The 21,095-nt window shown below is 69.5% G+C and carries 14 protein-coding genes, 1 tRNA gene and 2 rRNA genes; 14 read left to right on the top strand and 3 right to left on the bottom strand.

Annotated elements, in window-relative coordinates; all coding sequences use genetic code 11:
* The 4 genes from ABFX81_RS00005 to ABFX81_RS00020 form a co-directional block, all read left to right on the top strand.
* Positions 1-105: ribosomal RNA gene (locus ABFX81_RS00005) — 23S ribosomal RNA — on the top strand; the annotation flags it as partial.
* 90 nt (positions 106-195) lie between these two features.
* A 5S ribosomal RNA gene (gene rrf, locus ABFX81_RS00010) occupies positions 196-312 on the top strand.
* 114 nt (positions 313-426) lie between these two features.
* Positions 427-1,089 (top strand): DegT/DnrJ/EryC1/StrS family aminotransferase, encoded by a 663-nt coding sequence (locus ABFX81_RS00015; protein WP_086855589.1) that lies wholly within the window; start codon positions 427-429, stop codon positions 1,087-1,089.
* Positions 1,090-1,162: 73 nt separating this feature from the next.
* Positions 1,163-1,238, top strand: a tRNA-Thr gene (locus ABFX81_RS00020).
* A 43-nt stretch (positions 1,239-1,281) separates the two neighbouring features.
* Here the strand turns inward: ABFX81_RS00020 and ABFX81_RS00025 are convergent.
* Positions 1,282-4,035 carry a SpoIIE family protein phosphatase gene (locus tag ABFX81_RS00025; protein ID WP_346137445.1) on the bottom strand — a complete coding sequence of 918 codons (2,754 nt, stop codon included), beginning with the start codon at positions 4,033-4,035 and terminating at the stop codon, positions 1,282-1,284.
* 378 nt (positions 4,036-4,413) lie between these two features.
* On the opposite strand from ABFX81_RS00025, the gene ABFX81_RS00030 reads away from it, so the two are divergent.
* From ABFX81_RS00030 to ABFX81_RS00075, 10 genes are all read left to right on the top strand, one after another.
* Positions 4,414-9,882 (top strand): HAMP domain-containing protein, encoded by a 5,469-nt coding sequence (locus ABFX81_RS00030; RefSeq protein WP_086854199.1) that lies wholly within the window; start codon positions 4,414-4,416, stop codon positions 9,880-9,882.
* Between the two features lie 307 nt (positions 9,883-10,189).
* A complete protein-coding gene (locus tag ABFX81_RS00035; protein WP_059418393.1) occupies positions 10,190-10,870 on the top strand; it encodes a response regulator in 681 nt (226 codons plus the stop codon).
* A 127-nt stretch (positions 10,871-10,997) separates the two neighbouring features.
* Positions 10,998-13,733, top strand: coding sequence for an FtsK/SpoIIIE family DNA translocase (locus ABFX81_RS00040; RefSeq protein WP_346137446.1), 2,736 nt, complete (start codon positions 10,998-11,000; stop codon positions 13,731-13,733).
* A 261-nt stretch (positions 13,734-13,994) separates the two neighbouring features.
* Positions 13,995-14,843: a RodZ domain-containing protein gene (locus ABFX81_RS00045; protein ID WP_086854197.1), complete on the top strand. Its 849-nt coding sequence runs from the start codon at positions 13,995-13,997 to the stop codon at positions 14,841-14,843.
* A gap of 93 nt (positions 14,844-14,936) precedes the next feature.
* On the top strand, positions 14,937-16,418 hold the full coding sequence (gene rimO / locus ABFX81_RS00050; protein ID WP_086854196.1) for a 30S ribosomal protein S12 methylthiotransferase RimO: 1,482 nt from the start codon (positions 14,937-14,939) through the stop codon (positions 16,416-16,418).
* The gene (gene pgsA / locus ABFX81_RS00055; protein ID WP_086854195.1) at positions 16,415-17,263 is read left to right on the top strand and encodes a CDP-diacylglycerol--glycerol-3-phosphate 3-phosphatidyltransferase; all 849 of its coding nucleotides are present in this window, start codon (positions 16,415-16,417) and stop codon (positions 17,261-17,263) included. Before rimO ends, pgsA begins: the two co-directional genes overlap by 4 nt.
* Positions 17,260-17,805 (top strand): nicotinamide-nucleotide amidohydrolase family protein, encoded by a 546-nt coding sequence (locus tag ABFX81_RS00060; RefSeq protein WP_086854194.1) that lies wholly within the window; start codon positions 17,260-17,262, stop codon positions 17,803-17,805. The genes pgsA and ABFX81_RS00060 overlap by 4 nt, the downstream gene beginning before the upstream one ends.
* 109 nt (positions 17,806-17,914) lie before the next feature.
* Positions 17,915-18,295 carry a helix-turn-helix domain-containing protein gene (locus ABFX81_RS00065; protein WP_003993396.1) on the top strand — a complete coding sequence of 127 codons (381 nt, stop codon included), beginning with the start codon at positions 17,915-17,917 and terminating at the stop codon, positions 18,293-18,295.
* A gap of 220 nt (positions 18,296-18,515) precedes the next feature.
* A complete protein-coding gene (locus ABFX81_RS00070; RefSeq protein WP_086854193.1) occupies positions 18,516-18,986 on the top strand; it encodes a ferritin-like domain-containing protein in 471 nt (156 codons plus the stop codon).
* A gap of 176 nt (positions 18,987-19,162) precedes the next feature.
* Entirely contained in the window at positions 19,163-19,420 is a 258-nt protein-coding gene (locus tag ABFX81_RS00075) for a hypothetical protein (RefSeq protein WP_346137447.1), read from the top strand.
* 28 nt (positions 19,421-19,448) lie between these two features.
* Here ABFX81_RS00075 and ABFX81_RS00080 read toward each other — a convergent pair whose 3' ends face one another.
* Positions 19,449-20,213 (bottom strand): SDR family oxidoreductase, encoded by a 765-nt coding sequence (locus ABFX81_RS00080; RefSeq protein ID WP_086855261.1) that lies wholly within the window; start codon positions 20,211-20,213, stop codon positions 19,449-19,451.
* Positions 20,214-20,245: 32 nt separating this feature from the next.
* The gene (locus tag ABFX81_RS00085; protein WP_086855262.1) at positions 20,246-21,073 is read right to left on the bottom strand and encodes a DNA-formamidopyrimidine glycosylase family protein; all 828 of its coding nucleotides are present in this window, start codon (positions 21,071-21,073) and stop codon (positions 20,246-20,248) included.
* Positions 21,074-21,095: the final 22 nt, after the last annotated feature.

The raw sequence follows: 21,095 nt of genomic DNA on the forward strand, positions 1-21,095 counted from the left end.
TAGAGAGGGTAAGGCTCCCAGTAGACGACTGGGTTGATAGGCCGGATATGGAAGCACGGTAACGTGTGGAGTTGACCGGTACTAATAGGCCGAGGGCTTGTCCTCAGTTGCTCGCGTCCACTGTGTTGGTTCTGAAACCACGAACAGCCCCATGCCATGGTCACGGTGTGGTGCGGCTGGACAGTTTCATAGTGTTTCGGTGGTTATAGCGTAGGGGAAACGCCCGGTTACATTCCGAACCCGGAAGCTAAGCCTTACAGCGCCGATGGTACTGCAGGGGGGACCCTGTGGGAGAGTAGGACGCCGCCGAACAATTCTTGACAGGGCTGGACCCGTAACTTCGGTTACGGGTCCAGCCCTTTTTTGTTCTCCGTCACTTGAAGTTCACGTTGCGCGATCAGCATCCACGGTATGGGTACTGCTGCAATGCTCAGGGCCGCCGGTGTCGGACTCGGTGACGAGGTCGTCGTGCCGGCCTTCGGGAACGTCGAGGTCGCCGAGGCCGTGGCCAAGGCCGGGGCAATGCCGGTGTTCGCCGACATAGATCCCGTCACCTACTGCCTGGACGCCTCCGCTGTGGAAGCGGCGATGACTTCGCGGACCGCGGCCGTGGTGGTCGTACACCGCTTCGGGCGGCTCGCCGACATCGTGCGGCTGCACGCGCTGGGAGCTCGGCACGGACTGCTCGTGCTGGAGCAGGGGGAGTCCGAGGCGCCGTACGACGAGATAGCCCAGCGCAGGGAGCGGGCGGCTTATCTCCATGCGAAGTTGAGGGGTGTGCGGACGCCGGACGACGGTGACGGGCACACCTATCAGCAGTACGTCGTGCGGGTTCCGGGCAATGGACGACCGGATCGGGACGCTTTCGCGCGGGCTGTGCGGGCCAAGGGGGTCGAGTGCCGGGTTCCGGTGAAGACTCCGGTGCATCGGCTGCCCGAATTCCGGCGGTGTGTTTCTCTGCCGGAGACGGAGCGGGCTTCCGACGAGACGCTCGCACTGCCTGTGGACGCCACGCTGACCAAGCGGGACATGCAGCGGATCGTGTCCGCCTGTAATGCCCTTGGAGGGCTTCTCCAGCCCGCCTTCTGATGTGGTTGGGAGCACGGGTCTGTTCGGGGTATGATCTATTCCGTTGCCGCGCGGGAAACCCCGCAGGCGACAGGCCCCTATAGCTCAGTCGGTAGAGCGTCTCCATGGTAAGGAGAAGGTCAACGGTTCGATTCCGTTTGGGGGCTCCAACTGAAAAGGCCCCACCCTCACGGGTGGGGCCTTTTCCATGTCCTAGTCCTTGTGGAGCCCCGGGACGCGCATCGCCAGGATCGCCATGTCGTCGGACGGGGCGTCCGACGCGAAGCGTTCCACCGCGCGCATGATGCGGGCCGCGACCGCGCCGGCCGTGAGGCCCGTACAGGTCGTGAGGACGTCGGCGAGGCCGTCGTCGCCCAGCATGCGGGCGCCCTCACGGCGTTCGGTGACGCCGTCCGTGACGCACAGGAGGACGTCGCCCGGGTCGAGGGTGACCCTCTGCTCGTAGAGCTCCAGGTCGTCGATGACGCCGAGGAGCGGCTGGGGTTCGGCCGCCGGTTCCACGGAGCCGTCCTGGCGTAGGCGCAGCGGGAGCGGGTGGCCGGCGCAGACGACCTTGAGTTCGGCGCTGCCGTCCTCCTGGGGGCGCATCTCGCCGTAGAGGAGGGTGAGGAAGCGGCTGCGGGCGCCTTCGTCGAGGATGGCGGAGTTGAGGCGCTCCAGGACCGCCGGGCCGCTGAGGCCCTCGCGGGCCAGGAGGCGCAGGGCGTGACGGGCCAGGCCCGTGACCGCCGCCGCGTTCGGGCCCGTGCCGCAGACGTCGCCGATGGCGAAGCCGTAGGCGCCGTCGCGGATGGGGAAGACGTCGTAGAAGTCGCCGCCGACCTCGTTGCCCTCGCCGGCGGCGCGGTAGATGACCTCGACCTCGACTCCCTCGATCGTGGGGAGTTCCGGCGGGAGGAGGCTGCGCTGGAGGGACTGGCTGATGGCCGTGCGCTCGGAGTAGAGGCGGGCGTTGTCCAGGGCCAGGGCGGCTCGTCGGGACAGGTCCTCGGCGAGTTCCAGGATCTCCTGGCGGAAGTGTTCGTCGGTGGGCTTGCCGAGGGTCAGCATGCCGATGACGCGGTTGCGGGCGACCAGGGGGAGGACGACCGTCTCGCCACCCACCGCGGATGCCGTGGCGAGGGTCGGGCCGATGCCGGGGGTGACCTGGTGGGTCGGGCCGCCGCTGAGGCCGAGGCTGCGCATGGAGCTGCGCAGGGCCGCCTGGTGGGCCACCTCGGCGGGGGCCGTCCAGACGCGGGCGCCGGGGGTGGGGACCGGGTCGGGCGGGGGGACCTTCGACAGCAGGGACTTGATGCCGTCGATGAGTTCCTCGTCCTCGTGCAGGACGTACGAGAGGTAGGGCTCGGAGGCCTGGTGGGCGATCGTGTAGACGGCGCACCAGGTGGCGAGGGTGGGGACCGTCATCTGGGCCATCAGGGCCAGTGTCTGGTCGCGGTCCAGGGTGCCGGCGAGCAGGTCGGAGGCCTCGACGAGGAAGTTCAGGGAGCCGCGGCGCAGGCGTTCCAGTTCGCCGAGGCGGGCCGATTCGACGGCGAGTGCGATGCGGTCGGCGGCGAACTGGAGGCGCAGGGCCTCCTCGTTGGAGTATCTGCCGGGGGCCTCGGCGGCGACGCCGAGGGAGCCGGTGAGGCGGCCCTCGACCTTCAGCGGAACAGTGACGACCGAGCGCATGCCCGTGCCGTTCAGCAGTGGCACCGCGCCGGGGACGGCCGTCAGGTCGTCGTGGACGGCCGGCATGCGGGCGGAGCCGTAGCGGCCGGAGCCTGCCTCGACGGGGACGCGGGCGAAGCGCTGGCGGGCGGAGGGCAGGCCCGTGGAAGCGCGGACCTCCAGTTCGGTCTCGTCGTCGGTGGCCAGCAGGAGGAACGCGGAGTCGCCGTCGAGCATGTCGCGGGCGCGTTCGACCGTGCGCTGGAGGAGGCCGTCGAGGTCGTCCGGGGCGGGGTAGCCGATGAACACCTCGAAGGGGTCGGTGCTTTGGCCGTCGGAGGTGGTGCCGGTGTCGGAGGCGGGGACGCGCAGAGGCGTCTGGAGAACTGCCCGTTCGTGGTCGCGCACCAGGAGGCACACGGTTGACGGTTCGCCGCCGGTGTCGCGGACGCGCAGGTGGGAGGCGTAGACGGGGGTCACGCGGCCGTCGGCGGCGCGGATGCCGTAGCTGCCCTCCCAGCGGGAGAGCTGGAGTGCCTCCGCGATGCCGGTGCTGGTGCCCGGGGTGTGCGGCCAGGCCGCGAGGTCGGTCAGGGGCTTGCCGGTGACCTGCTCGGCCGGGTAGCCGAAGAGGTCCTCGGCGTCCTCGTTCCAGGCGGTGATGTGGCCGGTGCGGTCGATCTGGACGACGGCCACGCGGACCCGGCCGTCGGCGAGGGGGAGGAGGTCGGCGGGGAGGGCCGGGCCGGCCGCGCGGGTGCCCACGACCCGGGCCGGGAGGTCGAGTTGGAACCAGACGGTCTTGTGGGTGGGGGTGTACTCGACGCCCCAGTGGCCGGCGAGGGCCGCGCACAGCTGGAGGCCGCGTCCGCCCTCGCGGTCGGGGCTGCCCATGTTGATGGCCGAGGCCTGGAGCGGGATCTCACGCTCGGGGTAGCGGTCGGCGACCTCGATGCGCACGCCCTCGTCGCTGCGCAGGCAGAGCAGGTCGGCGGAGGTGCCGGCGTGGACCACGGCGTTGGTCACCAGTTCGCTGGTGAGAACGACGGCGTCGTCGACGATGTCGGCGAAGCCCCAGCCCTGGAGGGTGTCGCGGACGAAGGAGCGGGCGCTGGCGACAGATCGCCCGACAGGCTCGAAACTGGCGGCCGCTCGCGCGGTGATCACAGAACTCCTCGACCGGTTCTCGACGTGCTGGGCTGCGTGGCCGACCGGCTCGCGCCGCTGTTGCGGCAGGCCACCCGTCGGCCGGGGGTCCGGGGGCTGTCCCCCAGGGATCAGTCCGGTGGTCATGTGTGCGGCCGCCCCTCCGATGCCCGCTCGTCTTCGTGCCACCGCCCAGGCCGGACGGACCGGCGTGGCTGGACAGCCGGATGCAAGGTTACTTACCTTCGCGGTCCATGCGGATGCCGGTCTGCAGTGTTTCCGTCCGGAGGGTGTGCGGACGATGTGCGAAGCTGCCGAACTGTTATGGCCTGGTTCGGCCAGGGTGAAACACTGGGCAAGCTTCTTGTGAAAGTCCGGGCAGGCTGAGTGTCTTCTGCGTACGGGGGGCAGCAGCCCCCCGGGAACGGCCTGGTATGCAGGGCGGAGAATACGCAGTAGTAACCGGTACGCCGAGCGTGGTACCTCAGCACAGCAGTGACGGTCGACCCCTGCGGGAGGGACACAGTGGAGTCTGGCGCAGCGACGCGTGGCAAGAAGGCGCGCGCGAAAGGCGGACAGTCCCCAAGTAGTCAGGGCAAAGTGCGTAGCGGCACGACTGAAGTGGACACGGCAGCCCTGAACAGGCTGATGGTTGCCCTGGTGTCGATGCGGGACGGCAACTTCCGCAAGCGGCTCACGGTGTCCGGGGACGGCGTGATGGCCGAGATCGCGGCGGTTTTCAACGAGGTGGCCGACCGCAATCTGCATCTGACGGGTGAGCTCTCGCGCGTGCGGCGGATGGTGGGCCGGGAGGGCAAGCTCACCGAGCGGCTGGAGACGGGGGCCTGCGAGGGTTCCTGGGCGACCGCGATCGACAACTCGAACGCCCTGGTGGACGACCTGGTGCGGCCGGTTTCCGAGGTCAGCCGGGTGCTGTCCGCGGTGGCCGAGGGTGATCTGTCGCCGCGCATGGAGTTGCGGACGCAGGTGCCGGACGGGAACGGGCAGCCGCTGCGCGGCGAGTTCCTGAAGGTCGGGCGGACCGTCAACAACCTGGTCGACCAGCTGTCGACGTTCACCGACGAGGTCACGCGTGTGGCCAGTGAGGTGGGCACCGAGGGCAAGCTGGGCGGGCAGGCCCGTGTGCGTGGTATGTCGGGTTCGTGGCGAGATCTCACGGACTCCGTCAACACGATGGCGTACCGGCTCACCGCTCAGGTGCGGGATATCGCGCTGGTGACGACGGCGGTCGCCAAGGGTGATCTGTCCCGGAAGGTCACGGTTCAGGTGGCCGGCGAGATGCTGGAGCTGAAGAACACCGTCAACACGATGGTGGACCAGCTCTCGGCGTTCTCCTCCGAGGTGACCCGGGTGGCCCGTGAGGTGGGCACCGAGGGTGCGCTGGGCGGGCAGGCGCAGGTGCCCGGGGTGGACGGTGTGTGGAAGGAGCTCACCGACTCCGTCAACACCATGGCCGGGAACCTCACCGCCCAGGTGCGCGGGATCGCGGAGGTGACGACGGCGGTCGCCAACGGTGACCTGTCGCGGAAGGTGACCGTGCAGGCGCGGGGCGAGGTCGCGCAGCTCGCCGAGACGATCAACCAGATGACCGAGACGCTGCGGATCTTCGCGGACGAGGTCACGCGTGTGGCCAACGAGGTCGGGGCCGAGGGGCGGCTCGGTGGTCAGGCGAACGTGCCGGGTGCGGCGGGGACGTGGAAGGACCTCACCGATTCGGTGAACACGGTCTTCCGGAATCTGACCACTCAGGTGCGGGACATCGCCGCCGTGACGACGGCTGTGGCCAACGGTGATCTGTCGCAGAAGGTCACCGTGGACGTGGCCGGCGAGATGCTGGAGCTGAAGAACACCGTCAACACGATGGTCGACCAGCTCTCCGCCTTCGGTGCCGAAGTGACCCGTGTGGCCCGCGAGATCGGTGTCGAGGGTGAGCTGGGCGGCCAGGCGCAGGTGCCGGGTGTGGCCGGGACCTGGAAGGACCTGACGGACTCCGTCAACACGGCGTTCCGGAACCTCACCGGACAGGTGCGGAACATCGCGCAGGTGACGACGGCGGTCGCCAACGGTGACCTCTCGCAGAAGGTCACGGTCGACGTCTCCGGCGAGATGCTCAAGATGAAGAACACCGTGAACACCATGGTGGATCAGCTGTCGTCCTTCGCCGACCAGGTGACCCGGATGGCCCGGGACGTGGGCACGGAGGGCCGTCTCGGCGGTCAGGCCCAGGTGGACGGCGTGTCCGGCACGTGGAAGGAGCTCACCGACTCCGTCAACTCCATGGCCGGGAACCTCACCTCCCAGGTGCGCAACATCGCGCAGGTGACGACGGCGGTGGCCCGGGGTGATCTGTCCCAGAAGATCGACGTGGACGCGCGCGGCGAGATCCTGGAACTGAAGAACACCATCAACACGATGGTCGACCAGCTCTCGGCCTTCGCCGACCAGGTGACCCGGGTCGCGCGCGAGGTGGGTACGGACGGCCGGCTGGGCGGACAGGCGCAGGTGCCCGGCGTCGCCGGTGTGTGGCGGGACCTCACCGATTCCGTGAACGGCATGGCCGGGAACCTCACCGCGCAGGTGCGCAACATCGCACAGGTGGCGACCGCGGTGGCCCGGGGTGATCTGTCCCAGAAGATCGACGTGGACGCGCGCGGCGAGATCCTGGAGCTGAAGAACACCCTGAACACGATGGTGGACCAGCTGTCGTCGTTCGCCCAGGAGGTCACGCGTGTGGCCCGTGAGGTGGGTACGGAGGGCATCCTGGGCGGGCAGGCCGAGGTGCAGGGCGTCTCCGGCACCTGGAAGGACCTCACCCAGTCCGTGAACGGCATGGCGAACAACCTGACCATCCAGGTGCGCAACATCGCCGAGGTCACGACCGCCGTCGCCCGGGGCGATCTGTCGAAGAAGATCACCGTCGACGCCAAGGGCGAGATCCTCGAGCTCGTCACGACCGTCAACACGATGGTCGACCAGCTGTCCTCCTTCGCCGAGCAGGTGACCCGGGTGGCCCGCGAGGTGGGCACCGAGGGCATCCTGGGCGGCCAGGCGCACGTGCCCGGGGTCACGGGCATCTGGAAGGACCTGAGCGACAACGTCAACCTGATGGCCAAGAACCTGACCACTCAGGTGCGGAACATCTCCCAGGTCTCCGCGGCCGTCGCCAACGGCGACCTGACGCGGCAGGTCACGATCGAGGCGCGCGGTGAGGTCGCGCAGCTCGCCGACACCATCAACACGATGGTGAAGACCCTGAGTTCGTTCGCCGAGCAGGTCACCAAGGTGGCCCGTGAGGTGGGCACGGACGGCATCCTCGGCGGGCAGGCGCACGTGCCGGGTGTGGCCGGCACGTGGAAGGACCTGACCGAGTCCGTGAACCAGATGGCGTCCAACCTCACCGGCCAGGTGCGCAACATCGCCATGGTGACCACGGCCATCGCCAAGGGTGACCTGACGAAGAAGATCGACATCGACGCGCGCGGCGAGATCCTGGAGCTGAAGACGACCATCAACACGATGGTCGACCAGTTGTCGTCCTTCGCCGAGGAGGTCACCCGAGTAGCCCGTGAGGTGGGTACGGAGGGACAGCTCGGCGGTCAGGCACGCGTGCGTGACGTCGACGGGACGTGGCGGGACCTGACCGAGTCGGTGAACGAGATGGCCGGGAACCTGACCCGGCAGGTGCGTGCCATCGCGCGCGTGGCGACCGCGGTGACCCGCGGCGACCTGAACCTCAAGATCGACGTGGACGCGTCCGGGGAGATCCAGGAGCTCCAGGACTACATCAACAAGATGATCGCCAACCTGCGCGACACCACGATCGCCAACAAGGAGCAGGACTGGCTCAAGGGCAACCTGGCGAGGATCTCGGCGCTGATGCAGGGCCGCCGCGACCTGGAGGACGTGGCCTCGCTGATCATGAGCGAGCTGACGCCGGTGGTGTCCGCGCAGCACGGCGCGTTCTTCGTGGCGATGCCGCTCGTCGACGGCGAGGACATGAGCGCCGCGGACGAGGACCAGTACGAGCTGCGCATGCTCGGCTCGTACGGCTACTCGATGGGCTCCATGCCGACGTCGTTCCAGCCGGGTGAGGCGCTGGTCGGGACGGCCGCCGAGGAGAAGCGCACGATCCTGGTGGAGAACGCGCCGAGCGGCTATCTGAAGATCTCCTCGGGGCTCGGTGAGGCGCCGCCCGCGCAGGTGATCGTGCTGCCGGTGCTGTTCGAGGGCAGCGTGCTCGGTGTCATCGAGCTGGCGTCCTTCACGCCGTTCACGCAGATCCAGAAGGACTTCCTCAACCAGATCGCCGAGATGATCGCGACGAGCGTCAACACCATCTCCGTCAACACCAAGACCGAGCTGCTGCTGGCGCAGTCGCAGGAGCTGACCGAGCAACTGCGTGAGCGTTCGGCGGAGTTGGAGCAGCGGCAGAAGGCCCTCCAGGCGTCCAACGCCGAGCTGGAGGAGAAGGCCGAGCTGCTGGCCCAGCAGAACCGCGACATCGAGGTGAAGAACACCGAGATCGAGGAGGCGCGGCAGGTCCTGGAGGAGCGCGCCGAGCAGCTCGCGGTGTCGATGCGCTACAAGAGCGAGTTCCTGGCGAACATGTCGCACGAGCTGCGTACGCCGCTCAACTCGCTGCTGATCCTGGCCAAGCTGCTCGCCGACAACGCCGAAGGGAACCTCTCCCCGAAGCAGGTCGAGTTCGCCGAGACGATCCACGGGGCCGGTTCCGACCTGCTCCAGCTCATCAACGACATCCTCGACCTGTCGAAGGTCGAGGCGGGCAAGATGGACGTCTCCCCGACACGGATCGCGCTCGTCCAGCTCGTGGACTACGTGGAGGCCACCTTCCGCCCGCTGACCGCGGAGAAGGGCCTGGACCTGTCCGTACGGGTGTCGCCGGAGCTGCCCGCGACACTGCACACCGACGAGCAGCGGCTGCTCCAGGTGCTGCGCAACCTGCTGTCCAACGCGGTGAAGTTCACCGACTCCGGATCGGTGGAGCTGGTCATCAGGCCGGCGCGGGACGACGTGCCGCAGAAGATCCGGGAGCAGTTGCTGGAGACCGGGTCGCTGACCGATCCGGACGCCGAGCTGATCGCGTTCTCCGTGACCGACACCGGAATCGGCATCGCGTCCAGCAAGATGCGGGTGATCTTCGAGGCGTTCAAGCAGGCCGACGGCACGACCAGCCGCAAGTACGGCGGTACGGGTCTCGGGCTGTCCATCTCGCGGGAGATCGCCCAGCTGCTCGGCGGTGAGATTTACGCGCAGAGCGAGCCGGGCCGCGGCTCGACGTTCACGCTGTACCTGCCGCTGCACCCCAGCGAACTTCCGCCGCAGGGCTATCAGCAGCAGCTGCCGGCCCTGGAGCCCGGTGACCTGATGGCGACGCCGGACCTGTCCGAGCTGTCCGAGGTCGAGGCCGAGACGCCGGCCGAGGTGAGGTCGTACAACGAGACGCAGAACGGTCCGGCCGCCCTGTTCCGGCGGCGCCGCAGGATGCCGGAGCTGGCACCGCGCCCGGCGCAGCCGGAGCAGTGGACGCCCGCGGAGCAGGAGGCGGCGCCGAAGCCGCGGCGCGGCATCCGCTTCGGCGGCCAGAAGGTCCTGATCGTCGACGACGACATCCGCAACGTCTTCGCGCTGACCAGCGTCCTGGAGCAGCACGGCCTGTCCGTGCTGTACGCCGAGAACGGCCGTGAGGGCATCGAGGTCCTGGAGCAGCACGACGACGTGGCGGTCGTCCTGATGGACATCATGATGCCCGAGATGGACGGGTACGCGACGACCACGGCGATCCGCAGGATGCCGCAGTTCGCCGGGCTGCCGATCATCGCGCTGACCGCGAAGGCGATGAAGGGCGACCGGGAGAAGGCGATCGAGTCGGGCGCCTCCGACTACGTCACGAAGCCGGTCGACCCCGATCACCTGCTGACGGTGATGGATCAGTGGATGCGAGGGGAATGAGGGGAACGTTGGACCGTTACGCAACGTTGGCGGGAAGGTTCGGTGTTCACACGGAGTTGCGGACTCAGTGTGCGCATAGTCGTGTAGAAGTACGAGATCTGGGGAACCTTCTGGTCTCCTGCTGCGTTTCTGCTATGTGCACAGTGACATCCCGGTGACAGGGTGTGGCGACAGGCAGGGTGCGGCTACGATGACCGGCACAAGGACGGGCGGCGCAAGGGAGTCGTCCCCTGGGGCGGCACCCACCGGTGCGACCCCAGGTCCTGCGGACAGGGGAGGCCCCACGCCGGGGCGAGGAGGGCGGGCCATGGTGCAGAAGGCCAAGATCCTCCTGGTCGATGACCGGCCGGAGAATCTGCTTGCGCTGGAGGCGATCCTCTCTGCGCTCGATCAGACGCTGGTGCGGGCATCGTCCGGGGAGGAAGCGCTCAAAGCGCTGCTCACGGACGACTTCGCGGTCATTCTGCTGGATGTCCAGATGCCGGGCATGGACGGCTTCGAAACAGCCGCGCACATCAAGCGGCGGGAGCGGACCCGGGACATTCCGATCATCTTCCTCACCGCGATCAACCACGGGCCGCACCACACCTTCCGGGGTTACGCGGCGGGCGCGGTCGACTACATCTCCAAGCCGTTCGACCCGTGGGTGCTGCGCGCGAAGGTCTCCGTCTTCGTCGAGCTCTACATGAAGAACTGCCAGCTGCGTGAGCAGGCCTCGCTGCTGCGGCTCCAGTTGGAGGGCAACGGCAAGGACGCGGACGGTGAGGCCAAGGAGTCGGCCGGTCTGCTCGCCGAGCTCTCGGCGCGGCTCGCGGCCGTCGAGGAGCAGGCCGAGGCGCTGACCAAGCAGCTCAACGACGACTCGACGGACGCGGCGGCGGTGGCCACGGCGGCTCATCTGGAGCGCAAGCTCACGGGGTTGCGGCGGGCGCTGGACGCGCTGGAGCCGGGCACCGGGAGCACGTCGTCGGTGTCCTCGCAGAACTGACGCCCGGGCAGGCGTCGTTGTCCGCCCATGAGTGCGCGTCAATTCTGTGCCTCTCCGGGAGCGACACGAACGGGTGAAGCCGTAGGCACACGTGTCCCTTGTCGTCTCCACCGGTAACCTCACACCCATGGCCTCACGTCCCTCCGCAGCCAAGAAGACGCCCGCGAAGAAGGCGGCCGCTTCGGCGAAGGCTCCGGCGAAGAAGGCCGCTGCCAAAAAGGCTCCAGCGAAAAGGGCGCCCGCCAAGAAGGCCGCGGCCAAGAAGGCCGCGCCCAAACCGGCTCCGAGCCCGACCGGGGGTATCTACCGGCTCGTGCGCGCCCTGTGGCTCGGAGTCGCACATGCCGTCGGCGCCGTCTTCCGCGGCATAGGGCAGGGCGCCAAGAACCTCGACCCTGCTCACCGCAAGGACGGCGTCGCCCTGCTGCTGCTCGGTATCGCGCTGATCGTCGCCGCCGACACCTGGGCCGACCTGAAGGGCCCCGTGGGCGACCTGGTCGAGATCCTGGTGACCGGCGCTTTCGGCCGGCTCGACCTGCTCGTGCCGATCCTGCTCGCCGTCATCGCCGTGCGGTTCATCCGCCACCCGGAGAAGCCCGAGGCCAACGGACGCATCGTCATCGGCCTGTCCGCGCTCCTCATCGGAGTGCTCGGCCAGGTCCACATCGCCTGCGGCTCACCGGCGCGCGGCGAGGGCATGCAGGCCATAAGGGACGCCGGCGGACTCATCGGCTGGGCCATGGCGACCCCGCTGTCGTACGCCATGGGCGACATGCTCGCCGTGCCGCTGCTCGTGCTGCTGACGATCTTCGGGCTGCTGGTCGTCACGGCCACCCCGGTCAACGCCATCCCGCAGCGGCTGCGGCTGCTCGGGGTGCGGCTCGGGATCGTCCGCGACCCTGCCGAGGACGAGTTCGGGGAGGACGACGAGCGCTACGACGAGCAGTGGCGTGAGGCGCTGCCCGCCCGGCCGCGCGGCAGGCGTGCGCCGGCGCCGACGGCGTACGACCCCGACAGCGCGGAGCAGGAGGCCCTCTCCCGGCGCCGTGGCCGTCCCCGGCGGTCCGCCGTGCCGCAGCCGGACATGGACCGGCCCAGGGACGCCGTGGACGTCGCCGCGGCGGCCGCCGCCGCGCTCGACGGCGCTGTGCTGCACGGGATGCCGCCCTCGCCGATCGTCGCCGACCTCACCCAGGGCGTGACCGTCGGGGACCGCGAGGCGACCACACCGACGCCCGTCCCGGCCGCCCGGCCGCAGCAGGAGAAGCCCGAGCAGGACAAGCCCGAGCGGGAGAAGCCGAAGGCGGGCGTCCGCGACCTCACCAAGTCGCCGCCCGCCAAGCCCCGCGACCTGCCCCCGCGCGCGGAACAGCTCCAGCTGTCCGGCGACATCACGTACGCGCTGCCGGCCCTCGACCTCCTCACGCGCGGAGGCCCCGGCAAGGCCCGCAGCGCCGCCAACGACGCCATAGTCGCCGCGCTGACCAACGTCTTCACCGAGTTCAAGGTGGACGCCAGCGTCACCGGCTTCACACGCGGGCCGACGGTCACGCGCTACGAGATCGAGCTCGGCCCCGCAGTGAAGGTCGAGCGGATCACCGCGCTGGCCAAGAACATCGCCTACGCCGTCGCCAGCCCGGACGTGCGGATCATCAGCCCGATCCCCGGCAAGTCCGCGGTCGGCATCGAGATCCCGAACACCGACCGGGAGATGGTCAACCTCGGTGACGTCCTGCGGCTCGCGGAGTCCGCGGAGGACGACGACCCGATGCTGGTCGCCTTCGGCAAGGACGTCGAGGGCGGCTACGTCATGCATTCGCTGGCGAAGATGCCGCACATGCTGGTCGCCGGCGCCACCGGCTCCGGAAAGTCGTCCTGCATCAACTGCCTGATCACCTCGATCATGATGCGGGCGACCCCCGAGGACGTCCGGATGATCCTCGTCGACCCCAAGCGGGTCGAGCTGACCGCCTACGAGGGCATCCCGCACCTGATCACCCCGATCATCACCAACCCCAAGCGGGCCGCCGAGGCGCTCCAGTGGGTCGTACGCGAGATGGACCTGCGCTACGACGACCTGGCCGCCTACGGCTACCGGCACATCGACGACTTCAACCGAGCCGTGCGCGAGGGCAAGGTCAAGCCGCCCGAGGGCAGCGAGCGCGAGCTCCAGCCGTATCCGTACCTGCTGGTCATCGTCGACGAGCTCGCCGACCTGATGATGGTCGCGCCGCGGGACGTCGAGGACGCGATCGTGCGCATCACGCAGCTCGCGCGCGCGGCCGGCATCCACCTCGTGCTCGCCACACAGCGGCCGTCGGTCGACGTCGTCACCGGCCTGATCAAGGCGAATGTGCCGTCGAGGCTGGCCTTCGCCACGTCGTCGCTGGCCGACTCGCGGGTCATCCTCGACCAGCCGGGCGCCGAGAAGCTCATCGGCAAGGGCGACGGGCTGTTCCTGCCGATGGGCGCCAACAAGCCGACCCGTATGCAGGGCGCCTTCGTGACCGAGGAGGAGATCGCGGGCGTCGTCCAGCACTGCAAGGACCAGATGGCGCCCGTCTTCCGGGACGACGTCACCGTCGGCACCAAGCAGAAGAAGGAAATCGACGAGGACATCGGCGACGACCTCGACCTGCTGTGCCAGGCGGCCGAGCTGGTCGTCTCCACACAGTTCGGGTCGACGTCCATGCTCCAGCGCAAGCTGCGCGTCGGCTTCGCCAAGGCCGGGCGGCTGATGGACCTGATGGAGTCCCGCAACATCGTCGGACCGAGCGAGGGTTCGAAGGCTCGTGACGTTCTTGTGAAGCCTGACGAGCTGGATGGCGTGCTCGCGCTGATCCGGGGGGAGTCTGAAGGGTAGGGAAGCGGGACACGCCGGTCGCCTCACCGAGTTGCACTAATCGGGTGTCCGGATCGTGACTCACCCGTAAGGGATCATTGAGCAACCGTTTCCCGTCGGCGTACGTCAAGTTGAGGGAAGCGATGAACAGCTTCCCCACCATCGGAATGTCGGGCCATTCCGATGGCGTACAAAGTGCCACCGCCCGGTTGCCCCACCCTTTTGTACCCCCCCTAGACTGAACCTCCAGCACAGGCGGCTACACGCTCGAAAGGCGCCCCCGTGTCCATCGGCAACTCCCCTGAAGACGAGCGTCCGTTCGAAGACGAGCGCGTCGAAGAAGACCGCGAGGAAGCCCGCCCCTCCATCGGCCGTGCCCTTCAGCAGGCGCGCATCGCCGCTGGGCTGACCGTCGACGACATCAGTAGCGCCACCCGGGTCCGCATGAACATCGTGCACGCCATCGAGGCGGACGACTTCACCGCCTGTGGCGGGGACGTCTACGCCCGAGGGCACATCAGGACCCTGGCCAAGGCTGTCCACCTCGACCCCGCCCCGCTGCTCGCCCAGTACGGTGACGAGCACGGCGGGCGCCCGGCACCGACCCCGGCAGCTCCCCTGTTCGAGGCGGAACGTATCCGTCCGGAGCGGCGGGGGCCCAACTGGACCGCCGCCATGGTCGCCGCGATCGTCGCCGTGATCGGTTTCGTCGGGTTCACGATGTTCCAGGGCGGCGACGACAGCTCCAACGAGGCGAACGTGGCCGAGGGCTCCACGCCCGGCGACTCCGCCTCCCCGACCACCAAGACCAAGAAGCCCGCCGACCCCAAGCCCGAGGCGTCCGACAGCGCCATCGCGGCAGCTCCGCGGGACAAGGTGACGGTCCAGGTGGCCGCCGTCGACGGCCGCAGCTGGATCGCCGCCAAGGACCACAACGGCCGGATGATCTTCGACGGCGTCCTCAAGCAGGGCGACACCAAGACCTTCCAGGACAGCTCGAAGGTCCACCTCGTCCTCGGGGACGCCGGCGCGATCGACCTCTTCGTCAACGGCAAGAAGATCAAGGACGACTTCCAGCCGGGCGCCGTGGAGCGCCTGACGTACACGAAGGGCGACCCCGAAGCCGGATAAACGGTTCGAGGGACGCAGTCACCACGGGGTTGGCCGGGAAACGGCCAACCCCGTCGACGTGGGGTGTCAGCGGGACGAAGTACTCTTGAGCCCATGCCTGAACGCCGTACCGTCGCACTCGTCACCCTTGGCTGCGCCCGTAACGAGGTGGACTCGGAGGAGCTCGCAGGCCGTTTGGAGGCGGACGGCTGGCAGCTCGTGGAGGACGCCGGGGACGCGGACGTCGCTGTCGTGAACACCTGTGGCTTCGTCGAGGCCGCCAAGAAGGACTCCGTCGACGCCCTCCTGGAGGCCAACGACCTCAAGGGACACGGCAGAACCCAGGCCGTCGTGGCGGTGGGCTGCATGGCCGAGCGGTACGGCAAGGAACTCGCCGAGGCCCTCCCCGAGGCCGACGGTGTGCTCGGGTTCGACGACTACTCGGACATCTCGGACCGGCTCCAGACGATCCTCAACGGCGGCATCCACGCCTCGCACACCCCGCGCGACCGGCGCAAGCTGCTGCCGATCAGCCCGGCCGAGCGGCAGGAGTCGGCCGGCGCGGTCGCACTGCCCGGGCACGCCCCGGCCGACCTTCCGGAGGGCCTCGCTCCGGCCTCCGGTCCGCGCGCGCCCCTGCGCCGCCGTCTGGACGGCTCCCCGGTCGCCTCCGTGAAGCTCGCCTCCGGCTGCGACCGGCGCTGCTCCTTCTGCGCCATCCCGTCCTTCCGGGGCTCCTTCATCTCCCGCCGCCCGAGCGACGTGCTGAACGAGACGCGCTGGCTGGCCGAGCAGGGCGTGAAGGAGATCATGCTGGTCTCCGAGAACAACACCTCCTACGGCAAGGACCTCGGCGACATCCGCCTGCTGGAGTCGCTGCTGCCCGAGCTCGCCGACGTGGACGGCATCGAGCGGGTGCGGGTGAGCTACCTCCAGCCCGCGGAGATGCGGCCGGGCCTGATCGACGTGCTGACGTCGACCCCGAAGGTCGCGCCCTACTTCGACCTCTCCTTCCAGCACTCCGCGCCCGGCGTGCTGCGCGCGATGCGCCGCTTCGGCGACACCGACCGGTTCCTGGAGCTGCTCGACACGATCCGCGGCAAGGCCCCCGAGGCCGGCGTGCGCTCCAACTTCATCGTCGGTTTCCCCGGCGAGAGCGAGGCCGACCTCGCCGAGCTGGAGCGGTTCCTGAACGGCGCGCGGCTGGACGCCATCGGCGTCTTCGGCTACTCCGACGAGGAGGGCACCGAGGCGGCGACCTACGAGAACAAGCTCGACGAGGACGTCGTCGCCGAGCGGCTGGCCCGCGTCTCGCGGCTCGCCGAGGAACTCGTCTCGCAGCGCGCCGAGGAGCGGGTCGGCCAGACGGTGCACGTGCTCGTCGAGTCCGTCGACGACGAGGAGGGCGTGTACGGCCGCGCGGCGCACCAGGCGCCCGAGACGGACGGCCAGGTGCTGCTCACGAGCGGCGCGGGTCTGAGCAGCGGCCGTATGGTCGAGGCGAAGGTGGTCGGTACGGAGGGCGTCGACCTGGTGGCCGAGCCGCTTCAGGGCTCGTTCGCGTCGCCGGCGTGTAGTGAGGAGGCGGGCAGATGACCGGTGCTCCGGCATCCGCGGCGGGAGGCCCCTCCGGCGCGAGGAGGGCCGCGGCGGGCCCGGCCTCGGGGAAGACTCCCGGGGCTGCGACGGGCCGTGGGGCCGCGCGGTCGGCCGAGGGCGGAGCGCCCGGTGCGGCGCCCGGCGCGGGTGGCAGTGGGGCCGCTGTCGGTGACGGCTCGGAGAGCGCCGTCGTCGACGCGCATGACGACGGGAAGCCCGCGCGGGGCGGGAAGCTGGCGGCCGCGGCCGTCAACCAGGCCAGCGTCTGGAACGTGGCCAACCTCCTGACCATGCTCCGGCTGATCCTCGTGCCGGCCTTCGTCGCGCTGATGCTCGCGGACGGCGGGTACGACCCGGTGTGGCGGTCCCTCGCCTGGGCGGCCTTCGCCATCGCCATGATCACCGACCTCTTCGACGGCCATCTGGCGCGCAGGTACAACCTGGTCACGGACTTCGGGAAGATCGCCGACCCCATCGCCGACAAGGCGATCATGGGGGCGGCGCTGATCTGTCTGTCCGTGCTCGGCGATCTGCCGTGGTGGGTGACCGGCGTCATCCTCGGCCGGGAACTCGGGATCACCCTGCTGCGTTTTGTGGTCATCCGCTACGGCGTGATCCCCGCCAGCCGCGGGGGCAAGCTCAAGACGCTCACCCAGGGCGTGGCGGTGGGTATGTACGTGCTGGCGCTGACGGGGTGGCTGGCGACCCTGAGGTTCTGGGTGATGGCCGCGGCGGTCGTTCTGACCGTGGTGACCGGCCTCGACTATGTGAAACAGGCCATTGTGCTGCGCAGGCGGGGAATCGCCGAGCGCAAGGCCGCGTTGGAGGAGAAGGAAGCGTGAGTTCCACGGCCACCGACGTGGTACGACTACTCACGGTGAAGGGCGGGACGCTTGCCGTCGCGGAGTCGCTGACCGGTGGCCTCGTTGCAGCAGAGATCACATCCGTCCCCGGGGCGTCCAAGGTCTTCCGGGGCTCGGTGACGGCCTACGCCACCGCGCTGAAGCATGAACTACTGGGCGTCGATACCACCCTGTTGGCGGCGCGAGGAGCGGTGGATCCGCAGGTCGCGGCCCAGATGGCGGCCGGAGTGCGCAAGGCGCTCGGCACGGACTGGGGTATCGCGACCACCGGTGTCGCGGGCCCTGAGCCGCAGGACGGACAGGCCGTCGGGACGGTTTTCGTCGCAGTGGACGGACCCCTGAGGGCAGATTCCGGTTCTGCCGGCGGCGGAAAAGTGGAGGCTCTGCGGTTGAACGGCGACCGCGAGGAAATTCGTAGAGAGAGTGTACGGAGCGTACTCGCACTGCTCCTGAAGGAGCTTGCGGGCGAACAGACTGGGAATGAGCGGGCACAGGATACGGAACGGAACGGGGGGTTTTGATGTTTGCAGCCCTGAGTGAACACGACATCGCTCCCCGCACGGCCGCGGCGCAAGGCGGTACGGTGGGGCGTAATGGATGCGGCTACGCGGTCCGAGGAGGGAGCCACCGATGATTCTGCTCCGTCGCCTGCTGGGTGACGTGCTGCGTCGGCAGCGCCAGCGCCAGGGCCGTACTCTGCGCGAAGTCTCCTCGTCCGCCCGAGTCTCACTCGGCTATCTCTCCGAGGTGGAGCGGGGGCAGAAGGAGGCTTCCTCCGAACTGCTCTCCGCCATCTGCGACGCGCTGGACGTACGGATGTCCGAGCTCATGCGGGAAGTGAGCGACGAACTCGCCCTTGCCGAGCTGGCTCAGTCTGCTGCGGCCACCCCCAGCGAACCTGTGCCCACGCCGGTTCGTCCGATGCTGGGCTCTGTTTCGGTGACCGGTGTGCCACCGGAACGGGTGACGATCAAGGCGCCCGCCGAGGCGGTGGACGTCGTCGCCGCGTGACGCTTCGCGCGTACGTGGCATGAACGAGCGGCGCCGACCAGGCGCCGAGAGTGGTGAGGCCCCGGCCGGGGTTCTCCGGGAGATCCGGAGGAGTGTCGGTCGGGGTTTTCGCTTGCCTGCTTACTGCCGGACAGGTTGTGACCGATTTGTTTGCGTTTGCCCGTAGAGCGTGTGACGGTCATCGTTGAGGGGTGGCGGGGGGCAGTCAACGGAGGTGCGGATGTACGTCGTGAAGAGCCCGCTGTCCGACGCGAGCCTGAAGACCGTGTCCGAGGCGTTGCAGGGTGCCCTCGTCGACCTGGTGGACCTCGCCCTCGTGGCGAAGCAGATCCACTGGAACGTGGTGGGGCAGCGCTTCCGTTCCGTGCATCTCCAGCTCGACGAGGTCGTCGACATGGCACGGAAGTACTCCGACACCGTGGCGGAGCGCGCCGCGGCGCTGGGGATCCCGCCCGACGGGCGAGCCGCGACCGTGGCCGTCGGCAGCGGCATCGGCGTGACCCCCGAGGGGTGGGTCGACGACACGACCGCCGTGCGGACGCTGGTCGAGGCGCTGGGCGCGGTGATCACGCGGATGCGCGGGCGGGTCGAGGCGACCGGTGAGCCGGATCCGGTGAGCCAGGACATCTTTATCGGGATCACGGCGGACCTGGAGAAGCATCACTGGATGTTCCAGGCCGAGAACGGGTGACCGCAGCGGGCACGGCAGCGGGCGACGGGCCGGCCGGAGGGCTCGCCGCTCGGCGTTTCGCGGCCCGCGGGTTCGCGGCTCGGTGCAGTGGGGTGCGCGGTGCGCCTGTGTGCCGTTGGTGCGCCCTGTCCGCCGGCCCGAGCGGCCGAATAGCGTCGGGCTGGAGGTGGTCGGCCATGGCGGGGATAGGGCGCTGGGGGGCCCGTGGAGCCGTGCTGGGCCTGGGGGCGCTGTGGTGGTGGGCGGTGCTGCGGCTGGCGGTCGCGCCCGGGGCCGGGGTGCTGGAGGCGACGGTCGCGGCCGGGGGGTGGGGGCTGAGTGTGCTGCCGGTGCATTGTGTGCCGAAGGGGCGGGCGAGCGGGGTGGTCGGTGCGGGGCGGTGGCGGAAGGTGCTGGGAGCGGGGGGCCGGGGTGTGGTGTCGCGGCGGGGGTGACGTCGGGGCGTGGGTGGGCGGGTGTGCGCTACCAGGGCATCGCGACGCCGCCGTTCGGGCGGATGATCTGGCCCGTCGTGAAGGCTGAGGCGTCGGATGCCAGGTGGAGGACCGCGTGGGCGATGTTCTCGGGAGCGCCGACTCTGCCCAGGGGTGACTTGCGGGCCATGACGGCCTCGGTGTGCGCCTGTGCCTCGCTGTCGTGGCGGTCGGTCATGGGGGTACGGATCCAGCCCGGTGCGACCGCGTTCACACGGATGCCGTGCCGGCCGACCTCGGTCGCGAGGGTCCTGGTCAGCTGGACCACCGCCGCCTTGGCCGCGCCGTAGCAGAGCAGGCCGGGGGCACCGGTGTCGACGGCACCCGAGGCCATGGTGACGATGCTGCCGCCGGTGCCCCGGGCGATCATCAGGCGGGCCGCCTCCTGGCAGGCGTACAGCACTCCCTTGAAGTTGACGTCGAGCACCCGGTCGAGGTCCTCGTCCCGGGTCTCCAGAACCGGGCTGCTGTGCATGATTCCGGCGATCGCGGCCAGGACGTCGAGGCGCTCGCACGAGGTGATGGCCTGCCTCAGCCGGGCGCGGTCGGTGACGTCGAGGTCGTGGGTGCGGGCCGTACCGCCGCCGTCCTTGATCAAGGTCGCCGTCTCGTGCAGGCCCTCGGTGTCGCGGTCCGCGCAGTGCACGGTGGCGCCCGCCTCCCCGAGCAGGAGCGCCGAGGCGCGGCCGATGCCGCTCGCGGCGCCGGTGACGAACGCGGTGCGGCCGGTGAGGTCGTACGCGGTGACGGGCATACGGGGACCGTACGAGCGTTTCTGACGGATCGTCAATTGGTGCGGCTTCGCCGCGGTGGGGAACTGGCCGGGGCGGGGCCCGGCTGGCAGGTGGGACACCAGTACGTGGGACGTTCGCGGGAGCCGTCGCCCTGGTCGGCGACGCGGACGGACGTGTGGCAGCGCAGGCAGGGGCGGGGAGCCCGGCCGTACACGAAGAGGTCCTGGCCGCGGCGGCCCGTCGTGGTGCGGATCGGGCGGTCGCGGTTGGTCTCCAGCAGCTTCTTGGCGAGGGCGGGCAGCTTGGCGGCGCGCTCGGCGGGCAGGTCGCCGACGGGGAGCCAGGGGGTGACGCCGAGCAGGAAGCAGAGTTCGCTCTTGTACACATTGCCGATACCGGCCAGGTTGCGCTGGTCGAGCAGGGCCTCGCCGAGGGGGCGGGCGGGGTCCTGGAGGAGATTGCCGAGGGCCAGGCCGGGGTCCCAGTCCGGACCCAGGAGGTCGGGGCCGAGGTGGCCGACCGCGCGGTGCTCGTCGGCGGTGCGCAGGAGTTCCAGGACGGGGAGGCGGTAGCCGACGGCCGTGCGGTCGGTGGTGCCGAGGATCGCGCGGATCTGGTGGCCGGGGCCGCCGGTCCAGCGCCGGCCGTTCTCGTACACCTTCCAGGAGCCGTCCATCCGCAGGTGCGAATGCAGGGTCAGGCCGCCCTCGACGCGGGTCAGGAGGTGTTTGCCGCGCGGGGTGACGTCCAGGACCGTGCGGCCCGTGAGGTCCGCCGTGGCGAGCCGGGGCACCCGGAGGTCGCTGCGGATCAGCACCTTGCCCGCGAGGGCGCCGTGCAGTCGCCTCGCGGTCTGCCAGACGGTGTCACCTTCGGGCATGGGTCAAGGGTGGCACGGGCGC

Source organism: Streptomyces coeruleofuscus (genome assembly GCF_039532725.1).
Taxonomy (GTDB): Bacteria; Actinomycetota; Actinomycetes; order Streptomycetales; family Streptomycetaceae; genus Streptomyces; species Streptomyces coeruleofuscus.